This is a genomic window from Streptantibioticus rubrisoli (assembly GCF_024436055.1).
Classification (GTDB): domain Bacteria; phylum Actinomycetota; class Actinomycetes; order Streptomycetales; family Streptomycetaceae; genus Streptantibioticus_A; species Streptantibioticus_A rubrisoli.
The window spans coordinates 30,794-47,338 of the sequence record NZ_JANFNH010000003.1; the positions used below are offsets into that span (position 1 = coordinate 30,794).

Annotated in this window: 17 protein-coding genes; 15 read left to right on the forward strand and 2 right to left on the reverse strand. The window is 70.1% G+C overall.

Going from position 1 to position 16,545, the window contains the following annotated elements; genetic code table 11:
• Positions 1-137 precede the first annotated feature (137 nt).
• The 12 genes from NON19_RS05095 (at position 138) to NON19_RS05155 (ending at position 8,950) form a co-directional block, all read left to right on the forward strand.
• Entirely contained in the window at positions 138-1,262 is a 1,125-nt protein-coding gene (locus NON19_RS05095; RefSeq protein WP_372513994.1) for a hypothetical protein, read from the forward strand.
• Positions 1,263-1,276: 14 nt separating this feature from the next.
• Positions 1,277-1,825 carry a hemerythrin domain-containing protein gene (locus NON19_RS05100; RefSeq protein WP_255925403.1) on the forward strand — a complete coding sequence of 183 codons (549 nt, stop codon included), beginning with the start codon at positions 1,277-1,279 and terminating at the stop codon, positions 1,823-1,825.
• A 2-nt stretch (positions 1,826-1,827) separates the two neighbouring features.
• The gene (locus tag NON19_RS05105) at positions 1,828-2,910 is read left to right on the forward strand and encodes an NADH-quinone oxidoreductase subunit B family protein (RefSeq protein ID WP_372514007.1); all 1,083 of its coding nucleotides are present in this window, start codon (positions 1,828-1,830) and stop codon (positions 2,908-2,910) included.
• 68 nt (positions 2,911-2,978) lie between these two features.
• Positions 2,979-4,781, forward strand: a complete 1,803-nt coding sequence (locus NON19_RS05110) for a nickel-dependent hydrogenase large subunit (RefSeq protein WP_255925405.1) — start codon at positions 2,979-2,981, stop codon at positions 4,779-4,781.
• On the forward strand, positions 4,774-5,325 hold the full coding sequence (locus tag NON19_RS05115) for a NifU family protein (RefSeq protein WP_255925406.1): 552 nt from the start codon (positions 4,774-4,776) through the stop codon (positions 5,323-5,325). Before NON19_RS05110 ends, NON19_RS05115 begins: the two co-directional genes overlap by 8 nt.
• Positions 5,322-5,912 (forward strand): DUF5947 family protein, encoded by a 591-nt coding sequence (locus NON19_RS05120; RefSeq protein ID WP_255925407.1) that lies wholly within the window; start codon positions 5,322-5,324, stop codon positions 5,910-5,912. The genes NON19_RS05115 and NON19_RS05120 overlap by 4 nt, the downstream gene beginning before the upstream one ends.
• Before the next feature lie 11 nt (positions 5,913-5,923).
• Complete coding sequence (locus NON19_RS05125) at positions 5,924-6,130, forward strand: hypothetical protein (protein ID WP_255925409.1); 207 nt, start codon at positions 5,924-5,926, stop codon at positions 6,128-6,130.
• A gap of 54 nt (positions 6,131-6,184) precedes the next feature.
• Positions 6,185-6,334 (forward strand): hypothetical protein, encoded by a 150-nt coding sequence (locus NON19_RS05130; protein ID WP_255925410.1) that lies wholly within the window; start codon positions 6,185-6,187, stop codon positions 6,332-6,334.
• 445 nt (positions 6,335-6,779) lie between these two features.
• Complete coding sequence (locus NON19_RS05140; RefSeq protein ID WP_255925682.1) at positions 6,780-6,998, forward strand: hypothetical protein; 219 nt, start codon at positions 6,780-6,782, stop codon at positions 6,996-6,998.
• Between the two features lie 111 nt (positions 6,999-7,109).
• Complete coding sequence (locus NON19_RS05145; protein WP_255925411.1) at positions 7,110-7,664, forward strand: hemerythrin domain-containing protein; 555 nt, start codon at positions 7,110-7,112, stop codon at positions 7,662-7,664.
• 73 nt (positions 7,665-7,737) lie between these two features.
• Positions 7,738-8,199: a DUF6098 family protein gene (locus NON19_RS05150; RefSeq protein ID WP_255925412.1), complete on the forward strand. Its 462-nt coding sequence runs from the start codon at positions 7,738-7,740 to the stop codon at positions 8,197-8,199.
• Positions 8,200-8,425: 226 nt separating this feature from the next.
• Positions 8,426-8,950, forward strand: a complete 525-nt coding sequence (locus NON19_RS05155; RefSeq protein ID WP_255925413.1) for a hypothetical protein — start codon at positions 8,426-8,428, stop codon at positions 8,948-8,950.
• A gap of 11 nt (positions 8,951-8,961) precedes the next feature.
• On the opposite strand, the gene NON19_RS05160 is transcribed toward NON19_RS05155, so the two are convergent.
• Positions 8,962-9,852, reverse strand: a complete 891-nt coding sequence (locus NON19_RS05160; protein WP_255925414.1) for a LysR family transcriptional regulator — start codon at positions 9,850-9,852, stop codon at positions 8,962-8,964.
• 140 nt (positions 9,853-9,992) lie between these two features.
• On the opposite strand from NON19_RS05160, the gene NON19_RS05165 reads away from it, so the two are divergent.
• A complete protein-coding gene (locus NON19_RS05165) occupies positions 9,993-11,045 on the forward strand; it encodes a YncE family protein (RefSeq protein WP_255925415.1) in 1,053 nt (350 codons plus the stop codon).
• A 156-nt stretch (positions 11,046-11,201) separates the two neighbouring features.
• Here NON19_RS05165 and NON19_RS05170 read toward each other — a convergent pair whose 3' ends face one another.
• Positions 11,202-12,392: a hypothetical protein gene (locus NON19_RS05170; RefSeq protein WP_255925416.1), complete on the reverse strand. Its 1,191-nt coding sequence runs from the start codon at positions 12,390-12,392 to the stop codon at positions 11,202-11,204.
• Positions 12,393-12,539: 147 nt separating this feature from the next.
• On the opposite strand from NON19_RS05170, the gene NON19_RS05175 reads away from it, so the two are divergent.
• Together NON19_RS05175 and NON19_RS05180 are read left to right on the forward strand one after the other, a co-directional pair.
• Entirely contained in the window at positions 12,540-13,835 is a 1,296-nt protein-coding gene (locus NON19_RS05175) for a serpin family protein (protein ID WP_255925417.1), read from the forward strand.
• Between the two features lie 208 nt (positions 13,836-14,043).
• Positions 14,044-16,413: an FHA domain-containing protein gene (locus NON19_RS05180; protein WP_255925419.1), complete on the forward strand. Its 2,370-nt coding sequence runs from the start codon at positions 14,044-14,046 to the stop codon at positions 16,411-16,413.
• Positions 16,414-16,545 lie beyond the last annotated feature (132 nt).

A 16,545-nucleotide genomic window follows, 5' to 3' on the forward strand; every position in this document is an offset into this window, starting at 1 on the left:
GGTGGGAAGGGAACGGGACGTGCGGCTGCCGGTGGCGGTGGCTGGCGCACGCTACGGCAGAAGTGGGAATTCGCCCTGGTCCGGGAGAGAGCCGCGGTGGTTCACACCTGCTTCCGGCAGATGTGACAGGAGACGAGATGCTGAACGTCCCGGCAGCGATCGGGCCAGGTCCTGATACGAAGTCGGTGGAGCCGCGGTTCGGGCGAGTACGGCCGGTCGCGGACGCCGTTCTCTTCGAAGGGTACTTGCTCTACCCCTATCGCAAGTCCTCGCCGAAGAACCAGGTGCGGTGGCAGTTCGGCGTCCTCGCGCCGCGGTCCTGGGTCGAGGCGGACGGTCCGGTCGCACCGGGCGTCGCCGGGTCCGCTGAGTCCTGGTACCAGCAGACCGAGTGCCTGTTCCAAGCGGCGGCTGACGCGGTGCTGCACGTTCGGGTGCGTTATCTGCAACTTCAGCGCAAGCGTGTGGAGCGCAAGGCCAGCGACGGCCGGTATGTGCCGGTGGAGTCGCTGGAGGTCGCGGACGCGGTTCATCTCGCGTTCGACGAGGCGGTGCCACGGGAGACCGACATCGTGGCGCCGCTGTCCGACGTGCTCGCTGGTGGGCTCGCCTTCCAGGTCGGTGTGCCGGGTGGCGAAGAGACCGAGGTGCTCGCCGATGGCGTGGGGCGGGTGGTGCGGCAGCGGTACCCGGTCGTGGGTACGACCACCGTGCGGGCCGAGCGGCTTGACGCGCCCTCGGCGACATACCGGCTCCGGGTACGGACGGAGAACACCGGGCAGTCGCCGCGCCGGGGCGCCTCGCGCGACGAGGCACTGCGCCATGCGCTGATCGCCACGCACACCTTCATCGGCGGCGACCGGCTGGAGTTCTGGTCGCTGACCGATCCACCCGAGTGGGCCCAGGCCCACGCCCAGGGGTGCGCGAACGTGCACACCTTCCCCGTCCTGGCCGGGGACCCGGGAACTCGTGATCTCGTGCTGTCGTCGCCGATCATCCTGCCTGACCACCCGCAGGTCGCTCCGGAGAGCCCGGGCGACCTGCACGACGCCGCGGAGATCGACGAGATCCTCACGTTGCGCACCCTCCTGTTGACCGACGAGGAGAAGCGCGAGGCGCGTGCCACCGACGCCCGTGCCGCGGAGATCCTCGACCGAACCGAGGCCATGCCGCCGGAGGTCTTCGCCCGACTGCACGGCGCGATCCGGTCCCTGCAGCCCAGGAAGCCCTCCGGGCGGCCCGACGCCGTTCCGCCGCGGTGACGAGGAGAGGCGCGATGGACGCCATCGAGTTGTTGAAGCACGACCACCGGATGGTCGAGCAACTGTTCCGTGACTACCACGCCGCAGGGTCCGACGCCCAGCGCCGCGGTGTGGTCGAGGTCCTCATCCGCGAGCTGTCCAAGCACGCGGCGCTTGAGGAACTGATGGTCTATCCGCTGGCGAAGAAGGTGCTGCCCGACGGTCCGGACGAGGTCGCCCGGCACCTCGCCGAGCACACGAGCGTCAAGAAGACCCTGCTGGGCCTGGACAAGCTCTCGGCCAAAGGCGACGGCCAGGCGGACGCGCTGATGGCGGAGTTGCAGCGAGAGATCGAGGAACACGTGCGGGAGGAGGAACGGGTGCTGATGCCGAAGCTGCGTGCGGCGGTCGACCAGCAGACCCTCGCCGAACTGGGGCAGGCGCTCGACAACGCCAAGCAGACCGCGCCCACCCGGCCGCACCCGAACGCGCCGGACGAGCCGCCCGCGCTTGCGCTCGCGGGCCCGGTGGCCGCCATCTACGACCGGTTCCGTGACCGGCTGCAAGGAAGGCCGAGGACATGACCATGGAAAGCGACATGCGAGAAGCCAGCCAGCAGCCCGCGAGTGCGGGCGAAAGGCGCGGTTTCGACGAGATCGACATCCTGTGGATCTCGGAGGGGATGAGCTGCGACGGCGACACCGTTTCGATGACCGCGTCGGGGCAACCGGCGATCGAGGACGTCGTGTTGGGGCTCATCCCCGGCCTGCCGAAGGTGAACCTCCACAACAAGGTGCTCTCGCCCAGCGAGGGCGGCGAGGACTTCCTCGCCCCCTTCCGGGCCGCGGCGCGTGGCGAGCTGAGCCCGTTCATCCTGGTCATCGAGGGCTCGATCCCCAACCAGAACATCATCCAGGGCGACGGGTACTGGACATCGTTCGGCAACGACCCGGACACCGGCGAGCCGCTCACCCTCAACTGGTGGATCGACCAGCTTGCCCCGAAGGCATGGGCGGTCGTCGCCGCAGGCACCTGCGCGACCTACGGCGGGATCCACGCCATGGCCGGCAATCCCACCGGCTCCATGGGACTGGCCGACTACCTCGGCTGGGACTTCAAGTCCCAAGGCGCACTGCCCATCGTCAACGTTCCCGGCTGCCCGATCCAGCCGGAGAACTTCATGGAGACCCTGACCTGGGTCCTCTACCACGCCGCGGGTTCGGCACCACCCCCACCGCTCGACCACATGCTGCGGCCGCAGTGGCTGTTCGGGAAGACGGTGCACGAGGGCTGCGACCGCGCCGCCTACTACGAGCAGGGCGACTTCGGCAGGGACTACAACTCACCCAAGTGCCAGGTGAAGGTGGGCTGTTGGGGGCCGGTGGTCAACTGCAACGTGCCCAAGCGCGGTTGGATGTCCGGTATCGGTGGCTGCCCGAACGTCGGCGGTATCTGCATCGGTTGCACCATGCCGGGCTTCCCGGACGCCTTCATGCCGTTCATGGACGAACCAGCCGGCGGCAGCCTGTCCTCGATGCTCATCAAACCGTACGGGGCGTTCGTCAGGCGCCTGCGCGGCATCACCAACATGGCCGTGAACCGGGAGCCGAAGTGGCACCACAACCGGGCCGAGCTGACCAGCGGATACGACCCCAACTGGCGCTCCTGACACCCGGATCCCGAGGCCCAAGCACCGTTCGAACCGCCCACCCTCCAGTGAGATTGAGGTAGCAAGTCATGACAACCACCGAGGACCGCTCCCAGGCGGGGGAGCGCAAGCCCGCACAGATCGTGGACATGTCGTGGGATCCGATCACCCGCATCATCGGCAACCTCGGCATCTACACCAAGGTCGACTTCGCCAACCGCGAGGTGGTCGAGTGCCACAGCACCTCGTCGCTGTTCCGGGGCTACTCGGTGTTCATGAGGGGCAAGGATCCGCGCGACGCCGGTTTCATCACCAGCCGCATCTGCGGCATCTGCGGCGACAACCACACCACCTGCTCGAACTACGCCCAGCAGATGGCCTATGGCATCAAACCGCCGCCGCTCGCCGAAGCCATCGTCAATCTCGGCGAGGCGGCGGAGTACATGTTCGACCACACCATCTTCCAGGACAACATGGTGTTCGTCGACTTCTGCGAGGCGATGGTCAAGGCGACCAACCCGGGCGTGCTGGCCAAGGCTGAGCGGACCGAAGCCCCGGGCGCGGCTGTCCACGGCTACCGAACCATCGCCGACATCATGCGGGCCTTCAATCCGTTCGAGGGCGAGGTGTACAAACAGGCGCTGAAGGTCAGCCGCGTCACACGCGAGATGTTCTGCACGATGGAGGGCCGCCACGTCCACCCCTCGACCCTGTATCCCGGTGGGGTGGGCACCATGCCGGAGCCGACCACGTTCACCGACTACCTCACCCGGCTGGTGAGGGTGCTCGACTTCATCAAGCAGTCGGTGGCGATGAACGACGACGTCTTCGACTTCTTCTACGAGGCGCTGCCCGGCTACGAGGAGGTGGGGCGCCGCCGGATCATGCTCGGCTGCTGGGGTGCCTGGCAGGACTCGAACTTCTGCGACTACCGCTACGAGTCGATGGGCGACTGGGGCAGGCAGATGTTCGTCACGCCCGGCATCGTCGTGGACGGCGGCCTGGTCACCAACAACCTGGTGGACATCAACCTCGGAATGCGGATCCTGCTCGGCAGCTCCTACTACGAGGACTGGGCCGACCGGGAGCCGTTCGTCACCCACGACCCGCTGGGCAACCTGGTCGACATGCGCCATCCATGGAACCAGACCACCGTCCCCGTACCGCAGAAGCGCGACCTGGACGGCGGCAACTACAGCTGGGTGATGAGTCCGCGCTGGTACGACAAGAACGCCGACCAGCACCTGGCGCTGGACACCGGCGGAGGCCCGCTGGCGCGCCTGTGGTCGACCGCGCTGAACGGGCTGGTCGACACCCCCTATGTCAAAGCCACCGGTCACAGCGTGCAGATCTCGCTGCCCAAGAGCGAAAAGCTGCCGGAGATGACGCTGGAGTGGAAGATCCCCAAGTGGAGCAACACACTTGAGCGCGACCGGGCGCGACCGTACTTCGTCGCGTACTCCGCGGCGATGGCCTTCTTCTTCATCGAGCGGGCCATGTCGATGGTGCGCGCCGGTGACATGAAGACCTTCGAGAACTTCGACGTCCCCGACGAGGCCATCGGCTGCGGATTCCACGAAGCCGTGCGCGGCGTGCTCTCGCACCACCTGGTGATCAGGGACAAGAAGATCGCCAACTACCACCCGTACCCGCCCACGCCGTGGAACGCCAGCCCGCGCGACAGCTACGGCACCCCCGGCCCCTACGAGGACGCCGTCCAGGGGCAGCCGATCTTCGAGGAGAACGGCCCGGATGACTTCAAGGGCGTCGACATCATGCGCACCGTACGGAGCTTCGACCCCTGCCTGCCCTGCGGGGTGCACATGTACCTCGGCAAGGGCAAGGAACTGACCAGGACCCACACGCCGACCTACGGAGCCTCCCATGACTGACGCCCGGCGCCTCGACGGCCCGGCGGTGGAGCAGCGGCTGGCCCGGATCGACGAACTCCTGGGTCGGGTGGAGGACGTACCGGGACCGACGTCGCAGGCGGCGATCGCGGCCGTCCAGGCACTGACCGAGGTGTACGGCGAGGCGCTCGCCCGGGTGCAGGACATCGTCGGCCCGCGGCTGGCCGCCGCGCTCGCCGACGACGAACTCCTCTCCCACCTGTTGGTCCTGCACGAGATCCACCCCGACCCCCTCGAACGCAGGGTCGCCCGCGCGCTGGAGGACATCCGGCCCGCCGTACGGGACCGCGGCGGCGAGGTGGAACTCGCCGGGGTCGCCGACGGGGTCGCCACCGTACGGCTGGCCCTCAAGGGCTGCGACTCCTCCTCGGCCACCGTCGAGAAGGCCGTTCGCGAAGCCGTGCTGGCCGTGGGGCCCGAGTTGTCGGAGGTCCGGCGCGAGGCGGCGGGCGACCGTGCCTTCGTGCCCCTCGACGCCCTCGCCCAGCGGCCGGTGGCCTCGTCCGCGTCCGGCGGCCCGGCATGACCTCCGGCACGCTCGAACGCCTCACCCGCCAGGCCCGCGCCCGGTGGACCGAGACCGAGGAACGCTGTGACCTGTGCGGCGAAACGCTACCGGCCGACCACCGGCACATGTTCGACACCGACCGCGCGGAAGTGCTGTGCGCCTGCCGGGCGTGCTCTGTGCTCTTCGTTCAGGACGCGGCCAGCAAGGGGCACTACCGGCTGGTACCGCGACGGCGGATCCGGCTCGCCCCGGTATCCACCAAACCGCTGGGCGTCCCGGTCGGCCTGGCGTTCTTCGTACCCCGCGGCGACGGCACCGTGCTCGCGCACTATCCGAGCCCGGCCGGGGCCACCCGGTGGGAGGTCGACCCAAGCGCCTGGCAGGAGGTCGTCGGCAGTCGCCCCGAGCTGGATACGCTGGTGGCAGACGTGGAAGCACTGCTGGTCAACACCGCGCGCGGACAACAACACCACTGGATCGTTCCCGTCGACGACTGCCATCGGATGGTCGCGGTCGTACGCCGGGAGTGGCGCGGCCTGTCCGGCGGCAGCCGGGTGTGGCCCGCGATCGAACAGTTCTTCACCGAACTTACCGAACAGCAGTGAGGAGGAGTGAGATGGGGAACATCCGCGTAGGAAAGCCCGACGTCAAAACCGACACCCCGACGAGCGTCTTCGGAACCCACCGCGGCAACGAAGCGCCGTACAAGAGGCAGCCCGGACTCCACAAGGACGGCACCGCCGACGCTCGGCGCTCCACCGGGATCCACTGGAAGAAGCACAACGCGATCATGGAGATCATGCCGAACCTCCCGCCCGGCTGAAAGAGGAGGACCACATTCCGTGGAACGTCGAGCGGCAGGAAAGGAGGGTGAACGATGACGGCCAAGCGAGTACTGATCGCCCAAGCCGTGCTGGCCGGAGCGGCCGCGCTGGTGATCCTCGCCAAGGAGTTCCCAGGGCTCGTCCGCGAAGTCAGGATCTGGCGGATGGCAGATCTCAAGTCCGGTTCCAGGCACCCGAGTTAGGGCCCGCTTCGTCGGCTTGTCGCGCCCCCCTTCCCAGTGGCCAGCGTCACACCCGGGCCACGCCCGGGTGCGGCGCTGGCCCGTTCAAGATGCGGGTGCGGCAGGCCAAGCGGACCCTGAGGCCATGGAGCGAAAGGCCGCCCCTCCGCATGGTTCGGCCCCGTTCGCAGACACCAGTTGTGGCGCGCTGGACCGCCCGCGGGAGGATCGTCCAACGTGACCACACCGGTCCTGATCACCGGTTGGTTCAGCTTTCATGATGGTGAGGCGACCGCGGGGGACGTGCTCGCCGCCGAGCACGTCCAGGCGGCGCTGGCCGCGGCCGGTGTCGCCCATGACACCGCGTGGTCGGAGATCTTCCGGGGGGATGGGATGACGTTGGCTCAGTGCCGGTGGCGCGGGCCAGCGCCGCGGCCAGATCCACCGCGTCGCGCGCCCCGGCGTCATGGACACGTACCACGCACGCGCCCCGGCGGCGGTCGCCAGCGCACAGGCGGCCACCGTCGCGTCGGCGCGTTCCCGGCGGCCATCGACGCCGCCGATCCAGTGCGTCACCGACGGTGACCGGCGCACGCCCAGGCACACCCTGCCAGCGGACGCGCCCGGCTGGCTCGCCCCATGGCCGGTGCGGGCGGGGCGCGCTTCGCTTGCCGACTTCGCGTAGCCGGGCGACGTTGACCGGACCTGACGTTACGAAGTGCGTTGCCTGGGAACCCGTGAGGTGGCTTGCGGCGCAGCGGGCGTCGCTGCCTCGGTATGCGATTCGGAGGCGGGCATGGAAAAGGACATCATCGCGGAACTGACGTCGGACCACCGTGAGGTGGAGCAGATCTTCGGACGGATGACCGCTCTGCCGAGCGGTCATCCCGACCGCAAGAGGCTGATGGAGGAGGTGACGATCGAGCTGGTGCGGCACTCGGTGGCCGAGGAGGAGTACCTGTACCCCGCGGTGCGTGAGCACATCAACGGGGGCGACGCCCTGGCCGACAAGGAGATCGCCGACCACGCGAGGGTCGAGGAGACCCTGAAGGAACTGGAGGGCCGTGATGCCGACGACCCGCGGTTCGACCAGCTCTTCCTGGCCCTGAAGACCGAGGTGACCTCCCACGTCCAGGACGAGGAGGGCAACCTCTTCCCGAAGCTGATGGCGACCTGCTCGCAGGAGGCCCTCGACAGCCTCGGGAACAAGATCCGCACCGCCAAGAAGATGGCCCCCACCCGTCCGCACCCGGCGGCGCCGGACAAGCCCCCCGCGAACAAGTTGCTGGCGCCGGGCGCCGGGCTGGTGGATCGGGTCCGCGACTTCGTCACCGGCCGCGGCAAGTCCTGAACGCCAACGGACACGCTGACCGGCATGCCGTCGACGGCGGGGCCGGGCCGCACACGCACCCGGCAGGTGCCTGATGGGTTCCGCCCGCGGCGAGCCGTTGGCGACTTTGATGTCGCTCGATGACGTGGCGGACCTGGTCCAGCGGAGCCAGGGCCTGTATGTGCGGTGGTCCCACGATCCGCGGGCCGACGTTCGGCAGGAGGAGAGCGTCGACGGCCTCAGCGGCGTACGGCTGCCGGGCCTGTCGGTGAACGCCCTGGACCTGGAACCCTGGTGGGCTGGCCACTCGGTGCGGCTGTGGGTGGCCCGCCGACTCCACGACTACAGCCATCTGCCCCGCGAGCAGGGGCCGGGCGTGCGGCCGTGGGTCCTGCACGGCGAGGAGGTCGGGCGTGGCCCGGACAACGAGCCCCTGGTCCGCGACGCCCGGCCCATCGCATGGATCGACGACCGGGTCATCGCCGAAGCGGCGGAAGAAGTGGCTCGCCAGGAAGGCCGATGGGGTCCGATGCGCCGCCCGCCGGAAAACGCGTAGCGGCCAGACCCGACCGGCACGGGTACGGCTGACCGGGACGCGTCTGCCGCAGCGGCGAGTGCCAGGAGCGGATCAGCCCTCCCGGGTACCGGGCGCGACGCAGGCGCATAGCCCTCGTGACCCACCTCATTTTCCAGATTCGTGGCGAAGTGTACGGTTAGCGGCCATCCGCAGTATCCCGGCACGCCCCAGCATCGCGGCGTGCCGGAGAAAAGGAGGCCGCACTGTGTCTGCCGACCTCTCGCCGGTCATAGCCGCCACGGCGCAGTGGCTGGTCCGCTCCTATCCGGTGACCGGCGGCGCCTTGGACTCCGCTCTCGCCCAGGCCCAGGCCCGCCAGGCGGCCACCGTAGCCGCATGGCTGCGCTACCCGACAGCGGCCGACGCGGCGCTGGTCGCCTTCGTGGGTCCCGGCGGGTCCGCCCGGCTGGACTGGCTCACCGGAGCCGAGACAGCCGCGATCGAGGAGACGGAGTACGGCTGGCGCAGCTGGGTCGACGAGGTGGTGGCCAGCTGGGCCGCCTGCCTGCTCACCGCGCCAGCACTGGCGACGGACGCGGTGGCGGCGGTCGCCGGATGCGAGCACCTGGCCGGGCTGCCCTGCGACTTCCGGCGGCTGACCGACCCCGACGGCTGTGACCGCCGGGCGGCGGCCTTGCTGCGCCACCCGGATCTGCTCGCCCCCGTCGCCGACCTGCACCGCGCGGAGCTCCTCCGGCACCTGCAAGGCGATCCCATCGGCGCCGACTGACCTCGGCCGACTCACAGGTGCGACGGCACGGCGGACCTGATGTGACCGCGGAACCAGCGGTGCGCGGGGTCGGCGGAGTTGCGGGGGTGCCAGGCCATGCCGAGGTCGAGTGGTGGCAGGTCCAGCGGGATGGGGAACGTGCGCAGACCCAGCGCCGCGGTGGTGTCGGGGAGCCAGCCAGGCAGGGTGAGGGCGATGAGGTCGGTGTTCCGGGCCAGGATCATCGCACTGGTATGGCTGGGGACGACGACTGCGACGCGTCGGCGCAGGCCCAGCTGGGCCAGCGCGCGGTCGATGGGGCCGTGGCGTTTGCCCCGTCTGGAAATTCCGATGTGGTCGGCGGCGGCGAAGCGGCGAGCGTCGATCGGCCCGTCGAAGAGCGGGTGATCGCGGCGCGCTACGCCGAGCAGCGACACCTGGACGAGTGGTTCGGTACGGGTCTCCGGGTCCAGGTGGTCGAGCACTCCCAGTTCCACGTCCACCCAGCCCTGACGTAGCGCCGGGCTGCCTTCGACCGCCTCGGGGAGGAAGACGATGTCGACGTGGGGCGCCTGCGCACGGACGCGGTCGATCAACGGCCCGGTGATGCCCGCCAGCAGCAGTTCGGTGGCCTGCACGGTGAACGTGCGGTGCAGGTCCACGGGATCGAACTCGGCTGCGGGGCGGAAGAGTTGGTCGCAGCCGCGCAGCAGCGCGGACACCTCGTCCCGCAGTTCCAGCGCACGCGGGGTGGGGACCATCGTCTGACCGGCACGCACCAGCAGCGGATCGCCGACTGCGCGGCGGAGCCGGGCGAGGGTACGACTGGCCGCGGCGGGTGAGGTGCCGAGCCGCTCAGCGGCCCGCGTGACGCTGTTCTCCTGTAGCAGGGCGTCCAGGGCGCGCAGCAGGTTGAGATCCATCCATCCCCCTGACCTGGCTCATTACGCCAGAGTCAATGATTGCGTGCCCATTTTTGCATTGCTGCGGAATCCGCGTGCGCCGAGAGTGAAGGTGGCCGCACCAACGCGCGGCCGTTCCTACGCGATGGAGAAGTGATCCCATGCAGCAGTCCGTCCGTTCCGGACGAGAGGGCGACGTCCTGGCTGTGGTCAGCCAGAGCGGGCCCACTGTGACGTTCTTCGACGCCGCCACCGATCAACATCTTGAGACGATCGAGGTTCTCGCGGAACCGCACGAGCTGTGTTTCGATCCGGCACAACGGCTGCTGTGGTGCACGACCACCTATCGCTCGGGCTACTACCACTCGAACAGCGGTCGGCGCAGCGAGCTGACCGTCATCGACCCGGACAGCCGCCGCATCGTCGAGGTGATCGACATCGCCCCCGAACACGGGCCCCACGGGCTGGCGTTGGACGCGGCACGCGGGCGCCTGTACGTCAGCGTGGAAGCCCGCGAGGACCGGCCGGGTGGCGTTGTCGTGATCGACACGGCGACGCGGCGCCCGCTCGGACGGATCGACACCGACGCTCCCGGTCCGCACTGGTTCGCCATCGACCCGACGGGCACGACGGGCTACGCCACCAACAAGGAGGCACCGTTCATATCCGTCGTCGATCTCGAACGAGGCGCCCTGACCGCCAAGGTCGAGGTGCCGGGCAGCGAGGGTCTGGCGGTATCCGCCGACGGCGCGCACGCCTTCGTCGCCGCCCCCTACGGCTCCTTTTCGACCACCCGCGCCCAACGGCCGTTCACCGGAATCCGCGTGATCGACGCCGGGACGGCGCGCGTGGTCGACACCCTGCCCACCGAGAACGTCGTCTTCCCGGTACACCTGACCGCGACCGGCAAGTTGCTCGTCGGCGAAGTGCGCATGGAACACGACCAGGCCTCCCGGCTCGGGCGGCACGCACCTGGACGCCTCACGGTGTTCTCCGCGGACAGCCACGAACGCCTGGGTGCGGTGGAGGTGGGTCATTTCCCCCTGACCGTCACCTCCTCGACCGACGGCCGGATCGGCTATGTGGCCTGCGGCGTCTCCTCCACCGTCCACATCATTGACCTGGACACCCTGCACCCCTTGGGGCGGTTGGACATCGCCAAGCTCGGCGAACCCGGCGCCCATGGACTGGCGTACATTCCGCGTCCGAGCTGAACCCGCAACGCGCCAGCAATCGGCGGTAGTTGGGCGACACCGTTGGCGCCGCTGGCGGTCACCTTCCCGAGGTACTGGCGGGTGGTGCCCGACTCCCCGTCGCCGCGGGCGCGGCGGTGGCCGCGCGGTCGGAGCCGCTGACCATGCGAAGAGGTCTCATCCGGCAACGTCAGGCGGCACGCTCGTACTCGTGCGGGATGCCGTGGCGTGGGCCGCCGCGAACGTCCGCCGGGCCTCGGCGAGCAGGTCCGGGAAACGGTCGGCCCCGTAGGCGGCCGCCGCGGCGAAGAGGGCGTCCAGCGCGGCCTGGAGGGGGTCGGACTCCACGGCGGCGAAGAGCGCGGGCACGGCCATGGCCTGCTGGGACATGGCCGGAACGTCCGTGTCCCCGATGATCGACGGCACCCTCGTATCGGGTATGCGCTCATCGCTCCAGAGCCGGTCCCAGACCCGCTCGAACCCGTTGGCAGCGTCATCGAAGGGAGCGGGCAGCGGTTCGCCGTGCTCGGCGGCGCGGAGCGCCGGGGCGATCCAGTCGATCTCAGCCAGGCCAGCCAGGGCATAGGCGCGGCCTGCGGCCCAACAGGCCAGTGTCCGCTGGGAGTTCGCGGTCGCGGCGGCGATCACGTCGACCAGATCACGGTCGAGCCGCGCCATGCCCATCGCGTTGCCGCCGAGCTGCCGCAGACGCTCGCTGGGGAGCCGCCCGCCCCACTCCTCTCTTTCCCACTCCAGCTCCCTCTCCCGGCGTTGCCGCTCGGCCGCCTCCTCCTCGGCCTGGCGCTCCCGGCGTTTGGCCTCGGCCCGTTCCTCGGGGGAGGGGGGTGGGGGAAGCTCCCGTGCGACGCCGTGCCAGTAGGCGGCGATCTCGCTCGTCTGCTTCACCACGCGGTCCGCGGCGGGAGGTGCGGGCCAGAACTGGAGGAGGTACCGGTCGTACTGCGGCTCCGGGTCGATCCTGGTGTCGGCGGCGTTCGCCTCGTCCATGCCCGTCGCGCAGTACCGCACCCGGTGGGGAACGGGCGCCAGGTCCATCGGCCAGCACTCGCCGCCGCCCCACTCGACGAGGAGGGTTTCCTCCGACGCCGGAGTGAAGGACACCTCGACCACCTCCTGCCAGGTGCCGTCCAACGGCGGCTCCTCGTCGTGCACTTCGACGGTGAAGCCGACGTTGCCGGTGTGCAGCCCGGTGATCAGATGGAGAAACCCGGGGATGGCGGCACCGCAGAGCCCGTTGGCCTGGCCCCCCGCGGCGTCCCGCATCCCGTACACCTCGTCGTCCATGTCGCTCTCCACATAGAGCTGGTGGTAATGGACGTGCACTTCTCCGTCCAGCACGGTGCGCATGGTGCTCCCCTCAACGCTTGGTGTTTCACCGAGCAGTTGGGACAGTCTGCACGCAGGGTCTGACAACGGCGGGCGGTGGAACCGATCACCCTTGCGCACCGTCGAAGATCACGGCGCGGACAGCCCGACCGCGATACGGGGAGAGCCATGAACAAGGTGAGTACGCGCGGTGGACGGGCGCTGTACGGATGCGTCGCCGCGGTCACCGCACTGCTGACGGCGGTCGGTTGTGCCGCGCAGGACACGGATCCGACCCTGGTCAGGGTCGCCGCACCCGCCTCGCGGCCCGTGGTCCCCGACGCTGACCGGCAGGCCGCGGCAACCGGTACGACGGCGCTCGGAGTTGATCTGTACCACTCGTTGGCGGGCGGGAGCGCCGCTGGCAACCTGGTCATCTCACCGTCGAGCATGGCGAACGCGCTGGGCATGCTGCTGCCCGGGGCCCGCGGCCGCACTGCCACGGAGATCTCCTCGGTGCTGCACAGTGCGCTGCCGCCTGACCGGTTCGCGGCCGCGCTGGGCGCCCTCGGCCGGGACGAACAGGCGCGGGCCGACGCCGACCGGACCCATCTGCGCGAGGGTGACGCGGTCTGGACGCAGAAGGGGTTCGGCCTGCGGCGGTCCTACCTTGAGAAGCTGGCCGCCTCCTTCGGCACCGGCGTACACGCCGTCGACTTCCGGTCCGATCCGGAGGGCTCCCGCAGGGCCGTCAACGACCTGGTGCGGCGGCAGACCGACGGCGAGATCAAGGACCTCTTCCCATCCGATGCGATCACCCCGGACACCCGGCTCCTGCTCACGGACACGGTGACGTTCAAGGCGAAATGGCAGCACGCGTTCGACCCTGGCGCCACCGTCGACGGTCCCTTCCACCGCCTCGACGGCTCCACCACCACGACGCGGATGATGAGCCACCAGGGCAGCTACGGATATGCCCAGGGCCCCGGCTGGCAGGCCGCCGAACTGCGCTACGCCGGAGGTCATTTGGCCATGGACGTGCTGCTGCCCGCGAGCGACGGCTTCCCGCGGTTCGCCAAGTCGCTGACGGCAGCGCGCCTTTCACAGCTCCTCGGGAACCTGCGCGACACCGAACTCGACCTGGCGCTGCCCCGCTTCACCTTCGACTCCCAGGAGTCGCTCAACCAGACGCTGGCCCAACTCGGTATGGCCACCGCCTTCGGCGCGGGCGCTGACTTCGGTGGCATCCCCGCCGATGCGGGCCAGGGGCTGGCGGTGCGGTCCGTGGTGCAGAAGGCGCACATCGCGGTGGACGAGGACGGCACCACCGCCGCCGCGGGCAGCGGCATCGCCATGGGCGCGACGGCGGCCGCCCCGTCGCGCAGCACGGCCTTCCACGCGGACCGCGCGTTCCTGTTCCTGATCCGCGACCTGCGATCCGGGCAGATCCTCTTCCTCGGCCAAGTGACCGACCCGGCCCGCTGACCTGTCACGCCCTAGGCACCACCCCATGCCTTCGCGATCCGGCCCAGCCGCGGTCGGCGGCGATGCGGAGGTGGCCGTCCCGGCGTCGACCGGCCAGGGCCGTGACCTCGTGGACCGAGCCGCCGCGCCGTGGCGCATCGCCCCCCCCGCGCCCGGCACCGGACGGCTTCGCAGGTCGTGCGGCATGTACGGCGGTATCATGTTGATCATGGGCAGGGGGCTCTTCGCACCGTCCGCCCCCGAGTTGCTTCTGGAGAGCGGGGGCGACTCGAAGGTGATGCGGTCGGGCAAGGCCTACTCGATCGGTCGCGACCCGGCCTGCGACATCGTCTACACCGATCCCCGGGTCTCCTGGCACCACGCGGTGATCCGTGCTGGCGAGGGCCACTGGACCCTGGAGGACGTGGGCAGCGCGCACGGGACGTACGTCGACGGCCGCCGCACGCGGTTGGCGCAACTGCGGCCGGGGACCGTGCTGCGCTTCGGCGACCCGCTGGACGGATCATGGGCGACGGTCACCGGTGTGCCGCGCTCGCCCGCGCCCCCGCCGTGGACGGCGCCCCCGCCGCCCCCGGCACCGCCCGCGGAAGAACCATGGCCCACGGGGTCGTTCCGCCGTCCCGCCTCGGTACGGCCCCTGCCGCTGTGGAGCGTTCACATCGGCCGGGCCGCCGACAACGACGTCGTCGTCGATGACCTGCTCGCCTCGCGGTACCACGCGGAACTGCGGGCGCTGCGGGACGGCGGCCACGAGATCGTGGACCTGGGCAGCCACAACGGTACGTTCGTCAACGGTCAGCCGGTCCAGCGGTGCGCCGTTCGGACCGGGGACATCGTCGGGATCGGCCACTCGCACTTCCGCCTGGTGGGCGACGAACTCCAGGAGTTCGTGGACACCGGCGAGGTGTCGCTGACCGCGGAGGACCTGGCGGTCTCGGTGGAGGGCGGGCGCAGGACCCTGCTGGACCACGTCTCGTTCCCGGTGGGTGAGAAGTGCCTGCTGGCGGTGGTCGGACCGAGTGGTGCGGGCAAGTCGACGCTGCTCAACGCCCTGACCGGGCTGCGCCCCGCGGACCAGGGCACGGTGCTGTACGACGGCCGGGACATGTACCGGGACTACGCGGAGCTGCGCCAGCGCATCGGCCTGGTCCCGCAGGAGGACATCATGCACTCCCAGCTCACGGTGCGCCGGGCCCTGAGCTATGCCGCCGAGCTGCGCTTCCCCGGGGACACCGCGAAGGCCGAGCGGCAGGCGCGGGTCGACGAGGTGATCGGCGAGCTGGGACTGCAGGCACGGGCGGACCAGCCGGTGCACACCCTCTCCGGCGGACAGCGCAAGCGGGTCAGTGTGGCGTTGGAACTGCTGACCAAGCCGTCCCTGCTCTTCCTCGACGAGCCGACGTCCGGCCTCGACCCGGGGATGGACCGCTCCGTCATGAACATGCTGCGCCGCCTCGCGGACGAGGGCCACACGGTCATCGTCGTCACCCACAGCGTGCTCAGCCTCGACGTCTGCGACCGGCTGCTCGTGCTCGCCCCCGGCGGGAAGATCGCGTACTACGGGCCGCCTCGGGCCGCGCTGCCGTTCTTCGGCTTCAAGGAGTGGCCCGAGGCGTTCGAGGCGTTCGAGAACGACACCGAACGCGACTGGGCGGGCCGGTACCAGGCGTCCGCCCTGCGCAGCAAGTACATCACCGACGCTCTGGAACGGTCGCGGCGCCCGGCCCGTGCCCTGGCGGCTGGCCTCGGGAAGCTGCCGAAGCCGCAGGGCTGGCCGGGACAGCTGCGTACCCTCGTCCGCCGCTACGCGTCGGTTCTCAGCGCCGACCGGACCTTCCTGGTGGTCATGGTGGTGCTGCCGTTCATCATGGGCGCGATGACCCGGGCCCTGGCGGGCAGCAGGCTGACGCCGACCACCTCGGTCAACGCGCTGCTCATCCTGTGCGTCGGCGGTGTACTGACCGGCGCGGCGAACGCGGTACGCGAGCTGGTCAAGGAACGGGCGATCTACCAACGGGAGCGGGGGGCGGGGCTCTCCAGAACCGCGTACCTGGTCTCCAAGGTGGTGGTGCTGGGCCTGGTCACCGTGGTGCAGGCGGTGGTGCTCACCATGGTCGCCCTCGCCGGTGTCGATCTGGGCGTCAAGGGCGGTGGTGCGGTCGGCTTGCCGCCCCTTGCCGAGATCACGGTGGCGGTCGCCCTGCTGTCGTTCACCGCCATGATGCTCGGCCTGCTGGTCTCCGCGCTGGTGCGCAAGGAGGAGGTCACCATGCCCCTCCTCGTCCTGGTCGCCCTCGTGCAGGTCGTCTTCTGCGGGGCACTGCTCAAGCTGAACGGGGTTCCGGGACTGCAGCAGCTGTCCTGGCTGGTCCCCGCGCGCTGGGCGCTGGGCGCCATGGCCGCGACCGTCGACCTGCACCGGATCGTGCCGGGGGTCACGACGGCGGACCCGCTGTTCCGGCACTCCGCCGGGGCGTGGGGGCTCGACATCGGCATGCTGATCGCCCTCGCGGTGGTGCTCGGTGGCCTGGTGCGCAAGCTGCTGCGCCGCCACGAGCCCGCCGTCCTGCGCAGGTGACGCGAGCCGGACAGGTTCGCCCGGTGGGCGGCGAGGCGGCAGGCGCCCGGCGCTCATCGCCATCCGCCAGCCCGTCGCCAGGTGCCAGCACGCCTGGGCGGTCTCCGCTGGCGTGGGACGCCTGTCGTAGCG

What these genes read in the sequence shown, in the direction of transcription:
- NON19_RS05145 (WP_255925411.1), top strand. Translation starts at nt 7,110, where the DNA reads ATGGAAAAGGACATCATCGCGGAACTGACGTCGGACCACCGTGAGGTG.
- NON19_RS05170 (WP_255925416.1), bottom strand. Translation starts at nt 12,392, where the DNA reads ATGCGCACCGTGCTGGACGGAGAAGTGCACGTCCATTACCACCAGCTC.
- NON19_RS05110 (WP_255925405.1), top strand. Translation starts at nt 2,979, where the DNA reads ATGACAACCACCGAGGACCGCTCCCAGGCGGGGGAGCGCAAGCCCGCA.
- NON19_RS05160 (WP_255925414.1), bottom strand. Translation starts at nt 9,852, where the DNA reads ATGGATCTCAACCTGCTGCGCGCCCTGGACGCCCTGCTACAGGAGAAC.
- NON19_RS05125 (WP_255925409.1), top strand. Translation starts at nt 5,924, where the DNA reads ATGGGGAACATCCGCGTAGGAAAGCCCGACGTCAAAACCGACACCCCG.
- NON19_RS05115 (WP_255925406.1), top strand. Translation starts at nt 4,774, where the DNA reads ATGACTGACGCCCGGCGCCTCGACGGCCCGGCGGTGGAGCAGCGGCTG.
- NON19_RS05095 (WP_372513994.1), top strand. Translation starts at nt 138, where the DNA reads ATGCTGAACGTCCCGGCAGCGATCGGGCCAGGTCCTGATACGAAGTCG.
- NON19_RS05140 (WP_255925682.1), top strand. Translation starts at nt 6,780, where the DNA reads ATGGACACGTACCACGCACGCGCCCCGGCGGCGGTCGCCAGCGCACAG.
- NON19_RS05175 (WP_255925417.1), top strand. Translation starts at nt 12,540, where the DNA reads ATGAACAAGGTGAGTACGCGCGGTGGACGGGCGCTGTACGGATGCGTC.
- NON19_RS05120 (WP_255925407.1), top strand. Translation starts at nt 5,322, where the DNA reads ATGACCTCCGGCACGCTCGAACGCCTCACCCGCCAGGCCCGCGCCCGG.
- NON19_RS05130 (WP_255925410.1), top strand. Translation starts at nt 6,185, where the DNA reads ATGACGGCCAAGCGAGTACTGATCGCCCAAGCCGTGCTGGCCGGAGCG.
- NON19_RS05180 (WP_255925419.1), top strand. Translation starts at nt 14,044, where the DNA reads ATGGGCAGGGGGCTCTTCGCACCGTCCGCCCCCGAGTTGCTTCTGGAG.
- NON19_RS05150 (WP_255925412.1), top strand. Translation starts at nt 7,738, where the DNA reads ATGGGTTCCGCCCGCGGCGAGCCGTTGGCGACTTTGATGTCGCTCGAT.
- NON19_RS05165 (WP_255925415.1), top strand. Translation starts at nt 9,993, where the DNA reads ATGCAGCAGTCCGTCCGTTCCGGACGAGAGGGCGACGTCCTGGCTGTG.
- NON19_RS05100 (WP_255925403.1), top strand. Translation starts at nt 1,277, where the DNA reads ATGGACGCCATCGAGTTGTTGAAGCACGACCACCGGATGGTCGAGCAA.
- NON19_RS05105 (WP_372514007.1), top strand. Translation starts at nt 1,828, where the DNA reads ATGGAAAGCGACATGCGAGAAGCCAGCCAGCAGCCCGCGAGTGCGGGC.